This is a genomic window from Paenibacillus sp. NPDC058898, assembly GCF_049316025.1.
Classification (GTDB): Bacteria; Bacillota; Bacilli; order Paenibacillales; family Paenibacillaceae; genus Paenibacillus_AQ.
Genome location: NZ_JBMOSM010000005.1, coordinates 271,702 through 290,340 on the forward strand (window position 1 = coordinate 271,702; position 18,639 = coordinate 290,340).

General features: G+C 52.4%; 14 protein-coding genes and 1 riboswitch. Of the genes, 4 read left to right on the forward strand and 10 right to left on the reverse strand.

Going from position 1 to position 18,639, the window contains the following annotated elements; all coding sequences use genetic code 11:
- Positions 1 to 172: 172 nt before the first annotated feature.
- The 4 genes from ACOZB4_RS16080 (at position 173) to ACOZB4_RS16095 (ending at position 4,343) form a co-directional block, all read left to right on the forward strand.
- Positions 173 to 508, forward strand: a complete 336-nt coding sequence (locus ACOZB4_RS16080) for a hypothetical protein (protein WP_076323891.1) — start codon at positions 173 to 175, stop codon at positions 506 to 508.
- A gap of 56 nt (positions 509 to 564) precedes the next feature.
- Positions 565 to 1,917, forward strand: a complete 1,353-nt coding sequence (locus ACOZB4_RS16085; RefSeq protein WP_339268629.1) for a hemolysin family protein — start codon at positions 565 to 567, stop codon at positions 1,915 to 1,917.
- A 150-nt stretch (positions 1,918 to 2,067) separates the two neighbouring features.
- Positions 2,068 to 3,657, forward strand: coding sequence for a PTS sugar transporter (locus ACOZB4_RS16090; protein WP_379410062.1), 1,590 nt, complete (start codon positions 2,068 to 2,070; stop codon positions 3,655 to 3,657).
- A 137-nt stretch (positions 3,658 to 3,794) separates the two neighbouring features.
- Positions 3,795 to 4,343: a hypothetical protein gene (locus tag ACOZB4_RS16095; protein ID WP_339268632.1), complete on the forward strand. Its 549-nt coding sequence runs from the start codon at positions 3,795 to 3,797 to the stop codon at positions 4,341 to 4,343.
- Between the two features lie 110 nt (positions 4,344 to 4,453).
- Here the strand turns inward: ACOZB4_RS16095 and ACOZB4_RS16100 are convergent, their stop codons facing one another.
- From ACOZB4_RS16100 to ACOZB4_RS16145, 10 genes are all read right to left on the reverse strand, one after another.
- On the reverse strand, positions 4,454 to 5,488 hold the full coding sequence (locus ACOZB4_RS16100; protein WP_379410069.1) for a hypothetical protein: 1,035 nt from the start codon (positions 5,486 to 5,488) through the stop codon (positions 4,454 to 4,456).
- Between the two features lie 169 nt (positions 5,489 to 5,657).
- Positions 5,658 to 7,046 (reverse strand): class II fumarate hydratase, encoded by a 1,389-nt coding sequence (fumC, locus tag ACOZB4_RS16105; RefSeq protein ID WP_076323886.1) that lies wholly within the window; start codon positions 7,044 to 7,046, stop codon positions 5,658 to 5,660.
- A gap of 240 nt (positions 7,047 to 7,286) precedes the next feature.
- Positions 7,287 to 8,297: a DUF2332 domain-containing protein gene (locus tag ACOZB4_RS16110; RefSeq protein WP_379410299.1), complete on the reverse strand. Its 1,011-nt coding sequence runs from the start codon at positions 8,295 to 8,297 to the stop codon at positions 7,287 to 7,289.
- Between the two features lie 247 nt (positions 8,298 to 8,544).
- Positions 8,545 to 10,341, reverse strand: a complete 1,797-nt coding sequence (cydC, locus tag ACOZB4_RS16115; RefSeq protein ID WP_379410091.1) for a thiol reductant ABC exporter subunit CydC — start codon at positions 10,339 to 10,341, stop codon at positions 8,545 to 8,547.
- Positions 10,338 to 12,104, reverse strand: coding sequence for a thiol reductant ABC exporter subunit CydD (cydD, locus tag ACOZB4_RS16120; protein WP_379410104.1), 1,767 nt, complete (start codon positions 12,102 to 12,104; stop codon positions 10,338 to 10,340). The genes cydC and cydD overlap by 4 nt, the downstream gene beginning before the upstream one ends.
- The gene (cydB, locus tag ACOZB4_RS16125) at positions 12,104 to 13,120 is read right to left on the reverse strand and encodes a cytochrome d ubiquinol oxidase subunit II (RefSeq protein ID WP_379410109.1); all 1,017 of its coding nucleotides are present in this window, start codon (positions 13,118 to 13,120) and stop codon (positions 12,104 to 12,106) included. The genes cydD and cydB overlap by 1 nt, the downstream gene beginning before the upstream one ends.
- Positions 13,107 to 14,510, reverse strand: a complete 1,404-nt coding sequence (locus ACOZB4_RS16130) for a cytochrome ubiquinol oxidase subunit I (protein ID WP_379410113.1) — start codon at positions 14,508 to 14,510, stop codon at positions 13,107 to 13,109. The genes cydB and ACOZB4_RS16130 overlap by 14 nt, the downstream gene beginning before the upstream one ends.
- Before the next feature lie 288 nt (positions 14,511 to 14,798).
- Complete coding sequence (gene ade, locus ACOZB4_RS16135; protein WP_379410118.1) at positions 14,799 to 16,601, reverse strand: adenine deaminase; 1,803 nt, start codon at positions 16,599 to 16,601, stop codon at positions 14,799 to 14,801.
- Positions 16,602 to 17,084: 483 nt separating this feature from the next.
- Positions 17,085 to 17,186, reverse strand: a riboswitch (purine riboswitch).
- 107 nt (positions 17,187 to 17,293) lie between these two features.
- A complete protein-coding gene (locus ACOZB4_RS16140; RefSeq protein ID WP_379410131.1) occupies positions 17,294 to 17,872 on the reverse strand; it encodes an NAD(P)H-dependent oxidoreductase in 579 nt (192 codons plus the stop codon).
- 60 nt (positions 17,873 to 17,932) lie between these two features.
- On the reverse strand, positions 17,933 to 18,523 hold the full coding sequence (locus tag ACOZB4_RS16145; protein WP_379410139.1) for a TetR/AcrR family transcriptional regulator: 591 nt from the start codon (positions 18,521 to 18,523) through the stop codon (positions 17,933 to 17,935).
- Positions 18,524 to 18,639: the final 116 nt, after the last annotated feature.

Consider the following 18,639-nt stretch of genomic DNA (forward strand, 5'->3'; position numbering starts at 1 on the left):
CATAGTGGCTTACTTTTTCTTATTATTAATAGCAATATACCTTGTTTTGAACACTGCATTCGTGGTGAAATTACGTACAACAACTTAAATGACTCATACTCATACGCTGACCATTAAGCCATATATTTTTCATGAACAAATCGATTATGAATTGTAGGAGTGACGATCCGACTTGGACCCCATACGAAGGACAAACAGAATTATATGTTCAACACTTGGCCTTCTTCTGATTGCTTCCGTTACGCATGTTCCCCTGGTGGACATCACCGATTCCGCTGCCGCTACGCAGGGATTGGAAGCGTCTGAAGGAACTCTTCCATCGCCAACGCCGGTACTCAAGAGTCCGGAACCTGTTCGGTTGATGCTGGAGTCAAAACGCCATGTGTATCTGCTTTCCTTGCATAACGTTACATCCCGTACCACGGATACCGATATGTTTCTGCTCCTCAAGCACATGATGCTAGACCCTTTAAAATTCCGGTCGAATTATGTTGACAGCCATGCATAGTAAGTGATGGTTATTAAAAAACTAATTCGGATCAGATAAAAAAGGATGTGTTTTGTTTGGATGACAGTATAGGCTTAAATTTATTCTTAGTCGCTGTGCTTATCGCAGCTACCGCTTTTTTCGTTATGACGGAATTTGCTATCATAAGACTTCGTCCCAGCCGAGTAGACCAATTGGTAATGGAAGGGCGTAAAGGCGCGCTTGCCGTCAAAAAGGTAACTTCGAATCTGGATGGATACCTATCTGCGTGTCAGCTGGGAATTACCATCACGGCACTCGGTCTTGGTTGGCTCGGGGAACCGACCATCGAGAAAATTCTTCACCCGGTGTTTGATAGCTTTTCCATTCCTGCTGCTATCGCATCGCTAATCTCATTTTTGCTTGCATTTATTATCATGACTTATATTCACGTCGTTATCGGTGAACTTGCGCCGAAGACGATTGCTATTAATAAAGCGGAAGCCGTGTCGTTCATCTGTGCGACACCTATTATCTGGTTTAACCGGATCATGTACCCGTTCATCTGGCTCTTGAACGGCTCCGCCAACAAGATCGTTCGTCTGTTCGGCATGCACCCCGCCAGTGAGCACGAAGAAGCTCACTCGGAAGAAGAACTCCGCATGATTCTGAGCGACAGCTATGAGAGCGGAAAGATCAACCAAGCCGAATATGGTTATGTAAGCCGGATTTTTGCTTTTGATGATATGCTTGCTAAGGAGATTATGGTACCTCGTACCGATATGATCTGCCTGTATGTGGATAAGCCGCTTGCCGCCAATCTGCAAATCATCAAGCGCGAGCAGTACACCCGTTTTCCGGTTGTACGCGGTGACAAGGACCAGATCGTCGGTATGGTGAACACCAAGCAGTTCTTCCTGGAGTTCGATGACAATTCCAACATCGACTTGACCAAGCTGATTCATCCGGCCATGACAGTATCCGAAGCGATTCCGATCAAGAAGCTGCTGCGGAAAATGCAGCAGGAAGGCACGCATATGGCCATCCTGATCGATGAATATGGCGGCACTTCCGGGATGATCACCATTGAAGATATTCTGGAGGAGATCGTCGGCGAGATCCGCGACGAATTTGACGAGGATGAAGAACGCGAGCTGACTCAGCCTGAGCCGAACCGTATCATTGCGGATGGCAAGGTATCCATTAACCGCATCAACGACCTGCTTCACACCGATTTGAGCACCGATGACCTGGATACGATCGGCGGCTGGCTGTACGGACATAACTCCGAGCTTGCCAAAGGTGATACATGGAGTTACAGTGACTTGACGTTTACCGTCATTGAGAAGAAGACTCACCGCTACACGAAGCTGCAAATCGTTAAAGAAACGGCCGAATCAGCAGCGGAAGAAGCAGCTGCCGTCGCGGCTGCAAGCGAAAACAACGAATAGATAATAGATAGCCAAGCCGCCATGCAGCCATTACCGGGTTATGCATGGCGGTTTTTTATATGCGGGAATGATATTTTAGCACTTTAACAAGTTATAACTCTGCTGTAATATAGAATAATCTAATTCCATACATATAGGGGGCAGCAAGCCATGAATCGTCAAATCGCTATTATCGGAAGCAGCGGCGGCAATCTGTACAATCTCGGCGGCAAAGACCCGCTCAAGCTGCTGGATGAAATATTGATGCAGCTTGAGAGCGCAGGCCTATCCTGTGGGGCACTGCAGTTTATTGCTGCCCAGGTCTCCATGGATGCAGCCAAGGATACAACGCCTGCCACTCTTTACAGCTGGAGCATCTCTCAAGGGGAGCCGGTCGTTATCGCCGAGGGTACGCTACAGCAGGTCAATCAAGCGGCTGAACGTCTGGACCTAGAGATTGCAGAGCAGATTGAACTCGGCGAAATCGACGGCATCATCGTTATGAGTGCCGACCCTGAGGGCAGCAACCGGCACGCCATTGAGGCTGCTGCCAAGTTCCGTCTTCCAGTGACCGGTACCGGCGGAACTTCCATGGCCATCATACAAACCAAAGGCGCGCATGTCATCGCCGCCTCGGGTACAACCGGGACCACCAACCGAACCCGTGCGGTCACCTTCGTCACTTCCCTCAGCAAGCATTGGCGGCTTACGTACCGGCCGGTCATCGGAAATGCAACCGCGAACCTTCACGGGACTTCCGGGAGCTCGTCGCCATGGCGGCGCATCAATATTCGCGGCATTATGATGGCATCCCTCCCCGGTTTCATCGGCATGGCCCTGATCCTCGCGGTCAGTAAGATCCCGGGGTTATCCTCGCTGACCGAGGTGTTTGATCTATTGATTAAGGCGCTGCCGGTCATCGTCGCTGTCATTGCAGCCAAACAGGTATCCGAACTGGACGAGGTATCCATCGTGGCAGGCATCGTGGCAGGTGTCCTTTCCGTCGAAGGGGGCATTATCGGAGGCATCATTGGCGGAATTGGCGCAGGTATCATCGTCCATTACATATTCCGTCAATGCGTGGAATGGCGTTTCCCTGCAACCACGGTCAACATTGTAGCAGGCGGCATATCGGGTCTGATTGCCGGGTTGCTGGTTTACTTCCTCATTGCGCCGATTGCGCTGAGTGCAGGGCAAGGCATCCGCTTCCTGATCGAAACCCTTGTCTCCTGGAGCCCGGCCATAGCCGGGTTGATTGCAGGCCTGCTGATCTGGCCGGCGATCATTGGCGGCGTCTATCATGCGGCCATCCTGCCGATAGTACTGCTGGAGATGGAGACGACAAGCAACAGCTTCCTCGGCGCGGTCGATATGGTCGGTCTGGTGATGGTGTCCGCAGGAATCACGCTGGCCAACATTATCGCCCCACGGGATAAGGGAGAAGCTGCCGTAGCGGCTCCCGGGTTTGCCATCAATATGGGTTTTGGCACTTTCGTTGAAGCTGCCTATCCCTTCATGTTTTCGAACAAACTTGTGTTTGCTGGGGCAATTGCTTCCGCAGGTCTTGGCGGCATGCTCGTCGGTTTATTCGGCGTTCGGGGAACTGCCTACGTGCCTTCCTTCATCGGTCCCATCACATCAAATAACACCGTTGGCTTCCTGATCTCCATGGCAGCAAGCATGCTCTGCTCTTTCCTTATTACGTTCTTCGTAAACAAACTATCCGGTTATCGGGATGCGAAGAACACTATGAGTATGTAGTGAGTTTGTAGTACATGGTCAATTAAAATATGCAGGATTTTAGCTAACCATTTAGTCTCAAAAAGAGTTTATATAATAGATAGGTTCCTAGTTAGATGCTATACACAATCGAAAAACGGAAGGAGGTTATCAAAATCGTGAAATTCAGAAGCCTATCGCTGTTTGCGCTGACAAGTGTCCTGCTAGCCGCTTCGCTAATCTGGAACAGCGAACAAGCAGCCGCTAACGATGCGGAAGACTACTCCGTGATGGCGGGAGGCACGCCCATAACGGACGTTCTTGTTCACAAAGGCAAAGCGTACGTTCCGCTCAAGTCCTTAGCCGATGCAATGGGGTATGAGATTTCCTATACGCTGAAGCAGGAGTTGGACAACTTTCATCAATATGACTTAAAGGCTGCGAACAGTCCCGCGGTATCGATATGGGGCAACGACAAGTGGGGATATACGATCGTTCGGCGGGCAACGCAAGAGATGAGTGTAAACGATATCGACATTTACAAGCCAGCCAAGCTATGTCCTGAAGAATCGGACCATTGCAAGCTCGATGAACGTAAGTACGAAGGACCCCTCTTCATAAAGAAAACCCTCTACGTACCTGTCCGAGACATGGCCACAGCCTTGAATCTGAAGCTGACCGTGACGCAAACCCAGAAAGGGCGCAGCATTCATCTGTCCAAGCGCTAAAGCTCCCATTCATCTGCTCCCCTAACGAATACTACTTAAAAAAAGCCAGGCAGAGTCACAAACTCTGCCTGGCTTTTAATCGAATAGAGGCAATCCAGCCTTCAAATTCTTCATTCCAGTTCTCTGATCTCTATGTCATCCGCGGACGTGATTTTCGAAATATCAAACTCTCTGAAACTATGGGTGCTCTCTTTCCCATTCATATCAAAATCCTGCTCGATCTTTTTCACACGGTCCGGCGTCTTCAAATCCGCCCCATAATATTCAATGTGAAGGTCCGTCTCCCCCTGTACCGTAACCGATGGCAGCCGCCGAATCAGCTCCAGCACTCGTTCCTTCTCTTGCGCCTGATTGTTTGCCGTCAAATCCGCGAACACGATTAAACTGATATTCTGGCTGACATTTCCGTCTGCATTTGCGAGTTGGTTATAATCACGCTCAACCGTGTCTAAATCCGAGTTGACATAAGCATCCGCAAACGCCTGGTCCGGATAAAGCTCAGCCAGCAGAGGTTTCAACTGGTCTCTCAGTTGCTGCCCCCAAAGCAAATTCAAATATGTATCATCCGATATGACTGGAGGGCTGGCATCATTGCTGCTAATCGTGAATTCCAGTTCAGGGGACTGTACTGGATGGGCTCTCAGGTTGTATGTGCCGATGGCCCAGGTATAGTTCACGTCCGTTACTTTAAAGGGTTCGTTGTACTTCTGTTCCAAATAGGACTCTGTCGCTTCCTGGACCTCTCGTTTCTCGGCGGCCGTCTTCATAAACGGAGCAGATCCCCAAGTATACCCCGCGTGTATGGACCCGGCGAACAGGGCAAGTCCGATCACCGTCCGCACGACGATTTTCCACGGAGAGGAGAGTTGGCGCCTCCGCTTCTCGTCGAACATCGGTTTCTTGGGTGATCGGTAGTTGAAGTAAATAACCGGTATAATCAGACCTATAATATGAATCCCAATGGCGATCGGACCCAGAATCAGGCCCAAAAATCCTAATGTCATGAAAAAAATAAACAAAGCCGCTCCCTGAAGCGCTATAAGCAGCGTTCCGCCTATAATCATGCCCGGCGTCCCGATATAAAACATCCCGAGTCCAGTGCAGATCAGAGAGAGCAGCGTGGCAATCCATTGATGTTTCTTCAAGTTATCATCCGTCCTTCATGCAAATGGTTTGTGAATCATGGTCAGATTCTGACACACCCTATTATAACCGCTGTGGAGCTTGGAAAAAACCAAAACCCATTTCACCGTGGTGAAATGGGCTGAAGGTTCAACCGAGGTCTGTTTTCCGATCAAGCTCTAAACATTGACCCTACTCCTTCGGATGGATCATTTCTTCCGGACGAACGATCCGGTCAAAATCCTCTCCGGTGAGCAAACCGCTTGCCAGAGCCGCTTCACGAAGTGTTGTCCCTTCTTTATGCGCTTTTTTCGCGATGGCCGCGGCATTCTCATATCCGATATGCGGGTTCAGCGCCGTCACCAGCATCAGCGACCGCTCCATGTTCGCACGGAGAACGTCAAGGTTGGCTTCGATGCCGACCGCGCAATTCTGGTCGAACGAATCCATGGCATCCGACAGCAGGCGTACGGACTGCAGGAAGTTATAGATGATGACCGGTTTGAAAACGTTTAGCTCAAAATTTCCCTGGCTTGCTGCAAAACCGATCGTTGCATCGTTGCCCATCACTTGGCAGACTACCATCGTCAGTGCCTCGCTCTGGGTTGGGTTCACTTTCCCCGGCATGATGGAGCTTCCCGGTTCGTTAGCAGGGATCGAGATCTCGCCAATCCCGGAACGGGGACCGCTTGCCAGCCAGCGAACGTCGTTGGCGATTTTCATCAGATCAGCAGCCAGCGCCTTTAGCGCCCCATGGGCAAATACAATCTCGTCATGGCTGGTCAGCGAATGGAACTTGTTGCTAGCGGACGTGTAGCTTTTTCCGATCTGCATGCTGATTTCGGCAGCCGTCATTTCTCCGAATTTCGGATGCGCGTTAATGCCGGTCCCGACGGCAGTACCGCCAATAGCCAGCTCACGCAGCGGTTCTACGGCGGAAGCTAACATCAATTCACACTTCTCCAGCATCCGATGCCAGCCGCTGATTTCCTGTCCGAGGGTCAGCGGCGTTGCATCCTGAAGATGCGTGCGGCCGATTTTGATCAGGTCCTTATATTCATCGCTTTTCTTCTCCAGCGTTTTCTTTAAGCGGCGCAGTGCCGGCAGCACATGATCTTCAACAGCCACGACCGCGGCCATGTGCATCGCTGTCGGAAACGTATCGTTAGAGCTTTGGGATTTGTTAACGTCATCGTTGGGATGAACGCGCAGGGCGCTGTCTTTTTGCTCAAGCAGTTGATTCGCACGGTTCGCAATGACTTCGTTCACGTTCATATTGGACTGTGTGCCGCTGCCGGTCTGCCAAACCACCAGCGGAAAGTGCTCATCCCACTTGCCGGCCACAATCTCGTCGGCGGCGGTCGTAATCGCATCCACTTTGTCTGCATCCAGCTTACCGAGCTTGCCATTCACAATGGCCGCGCTTTTCTTCAATATCGCAAATGCCCGAATGATTTCCTTCGGCATCGTTTCGGTTCCAATCCGGAAATTCTCGGAACTGCGCTGTGTCTGTGCTGCCCATAGCTTATCCGCAGGCACTTTAACCTCACCCAGGGTATCCTTCTCAATACGATAATCCATCCCAACTTCCTCCTTTGGCTTCCTTGAATTTAAGCGCTTAATATTCCATCTCCCCTATTATGACATAGACTTGCCCAAGAAAAAAACAGACGGGATGACAGCTGTGACTTCCTGGCTTAAAGCGCCGGCTCGGCTGCCTTCTTGGCTCGCTTACTCACCGTCACCTCATATGAAACAACGCGGTTGTCGAACGATTCGCTGCCGCTTCTTCAATCACACGCTAACGGTAATATTCCCGCCTTACAACAGCCACTCAAACCAGCGCGCATGCCCATCCGTCCGTGCCACCGTAAACTGGCTCGGCACACCTCCGAGAATATAATCGGCATGGAGATGCTCATCCTCCATATTGTTGTAGACATGCACGATATCGCGGACGCTTCCGATTTCATTTAAGTGATGCAGCAGTTTTTGCTTGGACGCCTCCGGAATCTGATTAGCCACATGCGTATGAAATACGCAAATGAGTGCCTCCTCCGGGATGCCCCCTACGATTTCGGGAAGCAGCGCGGTCCCATCCCCTTCCCGGAACTGTATCTCGGTCTGCTGCTTCAAAACCTCCGCCGCATGCTCCAGCATGGATACCCTGTCGTGATTACCCGGCCAGATTAAAGACCGCAGCCACAACAAATGCTCCGGGTTTCGCACGTCATTCACATGCAGATCGATCCCCATCCGATAGACGACCGGGGGACTGGAAGCCAGCAGGAACGGCGTGCGGCTCCCCCTGATCTCCGATGTGATACGAACCTTTGACCCCGCAAGGCCGTAACTCTCCGCGTCCCCATAGGTATAGCTGTATTGATCCCACAGCAGCTGCAATCCGGCACTAGTTCCAAGCTCCACCAAGGCAAGCGGCTTACGGACCTTGTCATAGATCGAGCAGAACACCGGATACAAATACGCACAGCGGCGGACTTCGTTCGTTTGTACTCGTTTACTCTCCAGTATCCCGATAATGTCTGCTTGATGCTTCAGCACAAATGAACGAAAATGGGGATAACAAGAGCTCATTTCCTTCGGATGTTCCACAAGGCCGGGGTAATACACCCTCAGCTCTGGTCCCTCACCCTGGAGCAGCAAATATTGAACTGCCCCAAACAGCATATTGGGTACAGGTTGGCCTGCAGGAACAAAGGTTGCGACTTGCAGCACCTCTTCATCATCGGCTATATGGCGCGACAAATACTCATAGAACACACTGGAGCCCGGACATTCCCGCTCAGCAAAATGACGAAACACGTTGACCATCCGTTTATGAGCCACCTTACATCACACCCCTAAAATTGTAATTAACCTTTATCTTGCTTAAGGCTAATGTTACATCTTTCCAAGATGCGCGTGGATTTGGATCTTTTATCAGGCTCATTAAGAAAAATAAGATGGAGACAAAAAAAAGAACCGATCCTAAATGAACTGCACCCCAATCGTTAGGTCATGTCTAACAATTAGGGGCATTTCAAAAGGGCGGTTCTTCTACTAAGGATGCTGTTGTTGTCTAGACTGCCGGACGATCTAATAGATACAAGTTCCGATACCGCGGATAGCGCTCCATCAGCTCATCGTGGGTACCCCGCATAACGATTTGGCCGTCTTCCATGAATAGGATCTCATCCATGCGCTCAACGCCCACCAGATGATGCGTTACCCAGATCAGCGTCCGGTCCTGTAGACTGGCGAACATAGTGGATAACAGTTCCCGCTCGGTTTTGGGATCCAGCCCGACCGTCGGTTCATCTAGAATGACAACAGGCGTCTTCTGCAGCAGGATTCGGGCCAAAGCCACGCGCTGGCGCTCTCCCCCGGAGAAACGCTGTCCGGCTTCCTGCATACGGGTGCGGAGACCCTCCGGAAGGGAGGCCACCAACGGTTCTAGCCGTGCCAAAGCAGCCGCGTCCCGTATTTCCGCTTCCGTAGCATCCGGCTGTCCGAGCCGGATGTTGTTTGCTAGCGTCGTATCGAACAAGTGCGGACTCTGATTCAATACCGAAATAACAGAAGATATCTCATCGCCAAACCGCGCAGCATCCACTCCGCCTAGGGTAAGACTTCCCCCCGAAGGTGCCAGCACGCCCTGAATCAGCTGCAGCAGGGTGGATTTACCGGCACCGGAACGCCCTATAATGGCTACCTTGGCCCCAGGAGGAATATCCAGGGATACATCCGTTAATGTAGACCCTTCCCTATTCGCACCGGATCGTTCCAGCCCGGATTCGCCGCCTGCTGCCTGATCATAACGGAAGCTGACGCCATCCGCCTTCACATGGACACCGCTGCTTATGACGGATTGGATCTCTCCCTTATTCAGCTGTTGCTCCCGGTTCTGCTCCCCTTCAGATGTTTCTGCGCTTTCTATCGCCTGAAGTCTCGCGACCGATTGGCCGTACTGCGGAATCCGCTCCACGGCTTCGGATACCGGCAGGAATGCGTCCATTAACGGGAATACAACCAGAACCAAAGCCGCGATCAGCGTAACATCGATCGAGCCGTCCGCATACTGTCGTCCTGACCAATACACCATTGATACCACCGTCACGGCAACCACGCATTGACCGATAAAAGCCCGAAGACGCGACCAGCGCTTAAGGGAGCGGTCGGTCCGGTCGACCTCGGCTTCATCCGCCTCATAACCGGTCAGGAACTCCGTCTGCCGGCCGCTGACATACCATTCATGAATACCCAGTACCGCGTCGGTTAGCTTCTGGTAGAGGTTGCTGCGGGCCTGCTTCATCTCCCGGTTCTTCCGTTTGGTGAGCAGCAGGGAAACCAGCGGCAGCACCAGAATCAGCACCGCTACATATAACGCGAGCAGAAGGGCAAATGCCGGGTCAAACAGGCCGACAGCCAGAATAACCCCGGCGTATAACACAAGCGCTACAATCGATGGAAAAACCGTTCGAATATAGACGTCCTGCAAATACTCGATATCATCAGAGAGCACGCCCAGCAGATCCCCGGTGCGGTACCGGGAGGACAAACGAAGGGCTTGCGGTTCCAGAATGCGGTACAGCCGCAGACGCATCTGGGATAGGATGCGAAGAATCGTGTCATGTCCCACCAGGCGCTCCACGTAATGGATGACCGCGCGTCCGATGCCGAAGGTCCGAACCCCTACGGTCGGCACGTATACCATCAGGATGTTTTCCGGTCGCAGGGCGGACTTGGAGATCAAATACCCGGATGTGAACATCAGCATCCCGGCGAACAGGATCGTGAGCAAGCCAAGCATCACAATCAGCAAAAAGCGCCAGAAGTTTGCCGTTACGTAAGGCCGAAACCACGATTCCTGCTTCATTGTACTCCCTCCATCTGCGATGTAATTAATCCATAATAGACACCTTGCCGAGCGATAAGCTCCTCATGGGTTCCCGTCTCCACCACCCGCCCCTGATGCAGAACGAGGATGTAATCCATATCCTGCATCCAGTGCAGTCTGTGCGTCGCGAGGAATACCCACTTATCTTGAAAAAGAGACAGCATCGTCTCCTTCAGCTCGTATTCCGTCTCGATATCCAAATGGGCCGTCGGCTCATCCAGCAGCAGAACCCGCCGGCCGCCGAGCAGCGCTCTGGCTAAGGCTACACGCTGGGCCTGGCCACCGCTTAAAGTGCGTCCACCGCCGCCGATCATCTCCGCAAGTCCGCCCGGCAAGCTCTTCACCAGATCCGATAGACCCGCAGCTTCGACCGCGGCTTCGACTTGCGCTGTTGATGCCTCCGGTGCATAGAAGCGCACATTATCCGCCAAGGTAGCACCGAATAAATATGGCTGCTGCGGCATATAGGTGACCTCGGTCCGCCATGCCTGCCGGTTCCTGTCCTCCAGCTTCACGCCGTTCAGCTCCATCACGCCGGACGTTGGTGCCAAGAATCCCCCTAATAGCTCGATGAGCGTGGATTTGCCGGCCCCGCTCTCCCCGACGATGCCGATCTTGCGCTGACCCGGTATCCGGAAGCTGACATTCTCCAAGGAAGCCGGCCCCAACTCTTCGTGCCTGAGGCCGATACCGGACAGCTCCAGCACGCTGTGATTATCCCACTGGAATTGCGGCTGCGGCGAATTGGGCTCAGACAAATTATCTTTAATTTTAAATGTTATATCGCAAGAACGCCCTTTCCGGGCCTCCTGAATCATGGATTGCATCGCTTCCCCTGCCTGCTTACCGTCCAGCGTGGCATGAAAGTCCGCCCCGACCATGCGCACCGGCAGGAAATACTCCGGTGCCAGGATCAGGATAAGCAGCGCGGGCAGCAGCTCCAGGCTGCCGTTAATGAGGCGTAAGCCTAAGTTTACCGCAACAGATGCCACGGACAGCATCGTAAAGAAATCCAGCGCGAAGGACGACAGAAACGCCACACGCAGCGTCCGCATAGTAGCTGCTCGATATCCCTCGCTGACTTGCTGTATGCTCTCGCTGTGCTTGCGGCTCTGTCCCAGAAACTTCAGGGTAGTCAGACCTCTCAGCGAATCTACAAAATGATTAGACAGCATCCGGTAAGAATCCAGCTGCCGCTCGGTCTGCTTTCTCGCGGCAAGCCCCACGAGGATGAGAAATACGATCAGGATCGGCATGGTCACCAGCAGAATAATGCCCGAAATCCGGTCCGTCATGAACACGTACAGCCATACCAGAGCCGGGGTAATGCTCGCCCCCATCATGCGCGGTATGGTCAGCTCCGCATATTTGCGGAACTTGCCGATGCCCTCCAGCACAAGCGTAACCACATTGCCTGTTCCTTCCGACCGGACAAAGGACGGCCCCTTCCGAAACAGCTCATCCAGCAGCTGCTTCCTCAGGCTCGTGCCCGTCTCCTCGGCAAAGCGCTGTGCGATTCCTTGCTGCACGGCTGAGATGCCGTGGCGTGCCAGAAATGCAAGCAGGAACAAGGCAATGGTCTCCCCCTGCTCCTGCAGCGTTGATCCGGCAAACAAGGCGGATATGGCTTCCGCCAGCCACTTGGCTTGCAGGAGGATGGCCATGCTCTGTGCCAGGGTACATACGGCGACAAGGAAGAATACCGTCTTGGCGCCTTTGTATCCCAGCAGATCTTTTCCCATCAGTACTCCAGATGCTCCTTCTCATGTACCCGTTTGTGGAAAACGAAGTAACTCCAAATTTGATAGCCCAATACGAATGGCAGCAGCGTTACCGCCACAATCGTCATAATCTTGAGAGAATACGGTCCGGAGGCCGCATTATAAATAGTCAGGTCAAATGCCGAATTGATGGAACTGACCATCACGCGCGGGAACAAGCCCACGAACACGGACGTTACCAGCAGAGCGATAACCGCCCCGGTCATCCCGAAAGCCCAGCCGTCCCGCTTGATGTTCATGAAATATCCGCCCAGTAAGAATGCGAGCAGAGCCAGCACCAGCAGCACGGTTAACACCACGCCACGCTTCTCGAAGACATCGGTCATGAAATACGTCATCACCCCGAATGCCACGAACAGGGCTGCTACGGGAAGCAGGAGTCTCCGGGCCATACGGCGTGCCCGTTCCTGAAGATCCCCCATCGTGCGCAGTGTTGTGAACATTAAGCCATGCAGCAGGCAGAGCATCACCATCGTCAGCCCGCCAACCACAGTATAGCCATTCACAACATCAAACAATCCGGCATGCAGCTGCATCTCTTCGTTAATCGGGAGCCCCTGAATCAGACAGGCAAAAACAACGCCAAGCAGGAATGGCGGAAGCACGCTGCCGGTGAAGATTGCACCGTCCCACACCCGTTTCCAGCGAACATCGCCAACTTTGCCGCGGAATTCAAAGGCCACCCCGCGTCCGATCAAGGCCAGCAGAAGAAAGACAAGCGGAATGTAGAAGCCGCTGAACAGCGTAGCATACCAGTTCGGGAAGGCGGCGAACATCGCGCCGCCCGCCGTCAGCAACCAGACCTCGTTGGCATCCCAGAATGGGCCGATCGAGTTGATCAGCACCCGGCGCTGGGTATCATTTTTGGCCAGCAGCTGCGTGGACATCCCGACCCCGAAGTCGAAGCCCTCCAAGAAGAAGAACCCGATAAACAATACGGCAACGAGCACAAACCACAGTTCGTTAAGAGACAGCATTGTAGCCCTCCTTATTAAACGGATCGCTTGCGTGGTGGTCATCTTCCTCCGCCGCATACGGTCCTTTCTTAATGACTTTAATAAATAGATACGCCATGACGGCCGCCAGCACCGCATAAATGGCGGTAAACATGATCAGCGAGAATAGAATCGAGCCTGCGCTGACGTTCGGTGAAACACTGTTCTCCGTGGTGATCAGTCCGAATACCGTCCACGGCTGCCGCCCGATCTCCGTCATAATCCACCCCGACGTGTTGGCAATGAACGGAAGTGAAATACCGAACAGCATCAGTCTGAGGAACCATTTACCGGCCTTCTCGACCTTTTTGCGCATCATGAGCCATGCTCCGTACAACCCCAGCAGAATCATGATGCTGCCTGCGGCCACCATAATCCGGAAGCTCCAGAACGTGGTGCGCACAGGAGGGATATAATCTCCAGGTCCATACTGCTGTTCGTATTGCGCCTGCAGCTCCTTCATCCCGATGACTTCACCGGAAAACTTGCTATAGGACAAAAAGCTGAGCAAATACGGGATTTTAAACTCCATCGTGTTCTCCTGCTTATCCGGATCGATGGCTGCAATGACCGTCCAAGGCGCAGGATCGTCACTCGTTTCCCATAGGCTCTCCGCAGCAGCCATCTTCATCGGCTGCGTATCCACCAGATACTGTGCTTGCTGGTGACCGAACACCGCAACCAGAATGGAGGTGATGAGACCAATCACGATGGCGATATGGAATGATTTCTTAAAGAAATCCAAATCTTGCTTCTTCATTAACTTGTAGGCACTCACACCCGCTACAAGGAACGCCCCGGTTGCCAGTGCCCCGAAGATTGTATGCGGGAACTCTACCAACAGCTGACCGTTCGTAATCAGTGCGAAGAAATCATTCATCTCCGCTCGCCCGTTGTTCATCTCGAACCCAACGGGACGCTGCATGAACGAATTCGCTGCCAGAATCCAAAAGGCGGACATCAGGGTGCCGAAGGACACCAGCCAGATACTGAGCAGATGGACCTTCTTCGATAACCGGTCCCAACCGAATATCCATAGTCCGATAAACGTCGACTCGAGGAAAAACGCCAGCAGCGCTTCGATGGCAAGTGGTGCGCCAAACACGTCCCCGACAAACCGCGAGTAATCCGACCAGTTCATACCGAACTGGAATTCCTGCAGAATCCCTGTCACAACCCCGACCGCAAAGTTAATCAGGAACAGCTTTCCCCAGAACTTGGCCATTTTCTTGTAGACTTCCTGGCCTTTGACAACATACATCGTCTCCATGATGGCAATCAGAAACGCCAATCCGATGGACAACGGTACGAAAATAAAGTGAAAAATGGTTGTCGATGCGAATTGAATTCGCGCCAGCATAACCGGATCCATATTAAGATACCCCTTTCTTTAGCTCACGTGATCACTTCAAATTTGATTCTTTTTGTATTGTCGCAGACCACGCCCTAAAGGATTGTGATAAACATCACAATATCAGGGCTGAAACCGGGGCAAAAAGTTATAAATTTGTGACGAAAATCACTAAGTAGGCGGTGGAATATGTGAGGATTATCAATTGGAACATGGCTTGCGGCATCCACTCACAGGCCAAGCCCGGTATTTACGCACCAAAAAAGCAGGTTCGCCCTCAGGCCAACCTGCTTCGGTGTATCTGCAATCTTATTGAACCGCGCCAATCTCGGTCTCGATGAGCTTGAATTCCGTTACGTCTGCGATCCCGCGGTTGGTAATGCGGATTTCCGGAATCACCGGCAGCGCAATCAGCGAGAAGGTCATAAACGGCGCATGGATATAGCATCCGAGCTCCTTCCAAGCTTCCTCCAAGGCAGCGACTTCTTCCGCTACGATCTCAACCGGACGGTCCGCCAGCAAACCGGCAATCGGCATCGCCACCTTCGCCAGCACCTTTCCATCCCGTACCACGATCATGCCGCCTCCGCACGCTGCCAGCTCATTTGCCGCGAGTGCCATATCCTCGGCATTCGAGCCCATCACAAGCAAATTGTGGCTGTCGTGCGCAACGGTAGACGCAACCGCGCCGGACTTGAGTCCGAAGCCGCTCGCAAAACCGAGCGAGATTTGTCCCGTCGTGCCGTGGCGCTCAATGCATGCCAGCTGAACCACGTCCTGATCCAGGTCTGGCTGGATCACCGCTTGCCGCACGGAGAGCACCGCCGTCATCTTGGCGGTACGGGCGCTGTTCTCGATGACGCGGACCACGTTCACTTCTGTACGTGCGGCATCGAATTTGCTGCGCAGCAGGAAGTCATCCGCGGTAAGCGAACGCTGCAGCCGGACCGAGTTAAACGCTTTTTCCGGATATTGATATACCGGGAATGCCTTCACGAGTCGACCGTTCTCTGCAACCACTTCGCCATCCGTGATCACGACGGAAGGTACCATGCTCAACAGATCATCAATCAGCAAAATATCCGCCGTTTTACCAGGTGAAATGCTGCCAAGCTCATTGTCCATGCCGAAATAACGAGCCACGTTGATCGTTCCCAGCTGGATCGCCGTAACCGGGTCCACGCCCTCTTCCATAGCGCGGCGGACTACATGGTTCATGTGTCCGAGTCTCAGCAGCGTCTGCGGATATACATCATCCGTAACCAGAGATATATTGTCTGTTCGCACCTTATCTTCCGTTATAACCTTAACAACTTCCTTCACATCCTGCCAAGCCGAACCCTCACGGATCATCAGGTGCATACCGAGGCGAACCTTCTCCAAGGCCTGCTCTCTGGTTACCGTTTCATGGTCGGAGCTTACGCCGGTTGCCATATATGCCTGCAGCATCCGGACATCCTCTGCCGGAAAATGTCCTGTCACCGTCTTGCCCGCACGCAGCGTGGCTTCGATCTCCCCGCTCATGGTCGGATCGCCATACACGACGCCCGGGAAATTCATCACTTCGCCAAGCCCGGCAACACCGGGCCATGTCAGCCCTTCCTCAATGTCGGCTACGCCCAGCTGCGCCCCAGCATCCTCCAGATCAAAGGTCGACGGTACACACGAAGGAACGGTGGTGAACACCTTCATCGGCAGCTGCTGCCCTTCCTCATGCATCCAGCGCACACCTTCCATGCCGAATACGTTGGCAATCTCATGGGGATCCATATAAACCCCAGTCGTTCCACTAACGATAGCCGCCTTGGCAAACTCGGTCACGGTGAGCATCGTGCTCTCCACATGCATATGACCGTCGAGCAGGCCTGGCGAGATATAGCAGCCATTCGCTTCGATGACCCGAGTCCCTTCCCCGATCGTATGATCCGCGTTGCCGATATAAGCGATGCGTCCGGATGCCATGGCCACGTCCACCTGCTCCTGAAGCTCGCCTGTAAACACATTCACCAGCGTGCCGTTCTTGATGACCAGATCGGCAGGCTCCTGTCCTAAGGCAACCTTTCCCAGCTTCCGGCTAACCTCGTATCGTTTCTGTCTCTTGCTTGAACTCATGATGATTGCACGCTCCCCTTTTTTCTTTAGATATCAGAAAGTATAAACTTCGAAGCTCGTGACTTCCTGATATCGCAATAAAAACTTCATCTAATTGCGGTCTATCATCTGTGAAAGTGCGTCGATAGACGTTTTTCTTCTAGATATCAGAACGTATAAACTTCGAAGCTCGTGACTTCCTGATATCGCAATAAAAACTTCATCTAATTGCGGTCTGTCACCTGTGAAAGTGCGTCGATAGACGTTTTTCTTATCATGAACGGTAAAAACACAAAATCGATCCGCTGTATAACACGCAAACACCCCGGGCAGCGTATCTGCCCGGGGTGCCTGTACTATATCCATAGAGGAAGAGAAATCCCGTGCTTCAGCAATGTATGCTATCTAGTCTGCACATCACCTCATCCGTTAAAACCTGCCGGATTCCAATCAAGATGATCCTCCTGCCCGGCTTCAATCATTACGAAGCTGGGCTTTGGGTGGTGGGATTCTCAACCTTCATGTAGTCAAGTCATTTACGGTAACCTGGTAGAAACGCCTGGGCCCTATTCCCCGGCATATACATCAAGATTTGATTTTGATTAAACTTACCCTTCGATTCTCTTTTCGTTTCATTTGTTGTATGAATTATAATCCTCCTGCCCGAGAAGTCAAGCCATTGGAAGGAACTGTTTATCTTACGCCCTGCCAGCTCAAGCCAATTTCCGACCCATTCTCTGTACACGCTCAAGCCATTGCTTTCTTGCCACTTCAGGCATTTTGCGAAGCTGCGTAATGTTCGTGGCACGAACCGTGCCCACGCCGCAGAACTTCAGAATGGAATGCTTCATCATTTGATGTCCCGGCTGACCGAGATAGAAGCGGTAGTAGATATATGGCGAATCCATCGTGACGATCAAACGGGCCGTTTTCCCTTTGAGCAGCTGCTCCGGCAAAGGCGAGTTCCGGCGGTACTTAAACGCAAAGCCCGGCAGAAAAACCCGGTCGATGAACCCTTTGAGCAGCGCCGGCATGCCGCCCCACCAATTCGGATACACAAACACCAGGTGATCCGCCCAAGAGATCAGTTCTTGGGCTTTTTGCAGATCCGGCTCCAGCGGTTGGTTACCCTTATAACCACCGGACAGATTCAGGTCAAACTCCAGCTCCGCAAGCACCAGCTCCCGCACCTCCGCCCCGGATTCGGCCGCCCCCCTTGCATAGACCTCTGCCAGCTGACTGCCATAACTGTTCTCAATGGGATTGCCTTGAATAATTAAAACCTTTTTCATATGTTTCTTCCCCCTCATAATTTGGTTAACAAACACTAACCTGATGGCAAAAAGAAAAGGTCACGCCGGACCTTTTCCCAAACCTGTTAATGCCAATAGATGCGCCGTCACTTCAGGTGCCAGCGGCGACAACGGTTCCTTCAGCTCTCCTTGCATCGTTGAGATTGCAAGCTGGCTGAATGCACCAATGATCAACACAGCGGTTAATCGCGTGTTCTGCGGCGGAATATCCCTCTGCAACACCGCTTGCTCAAGCAGCTCATGCAAGGCGTCCAGCGGCTGACGTCCCCTGCTCTTGAGCACCTCCGTAAACAGCTCGTGATGCTGGGACAAGAGCAGCAAGCCGTATTTATCCTCGTCGTACGCCGCCAATACCCGGATGACGAGCGCCGACAGTCTCTCTGCAAACAGGCCGGGCCGGGAAGCATAATCATCCACCAGACGCGTATAACTACTGCAGTATTCCTCGAACGCTTCCGCAGCCACGGCATCCTTATTCGTAAAATGCTTATAGATCGCTGCATCCGTTACACCCGCCGCTGCGCCGATCTCCTTCACCGATACGCCATCCACGCCCTTCTCGGCGAAAAGCTTCATGGCAGCCTGCAAAATATCCTTCTTCTTGCTATCGTAATGAGGTTTCTTTTTCATGCTCATATCATAAGTGAACACTAACCAAATTGCAATAACCAACGCAAAAAAAGAGGCCCCCCTTGCCTGGAGTGCCTCTTCATTCATATTTTTACGCTTCCCATAGCTTAAAGCGC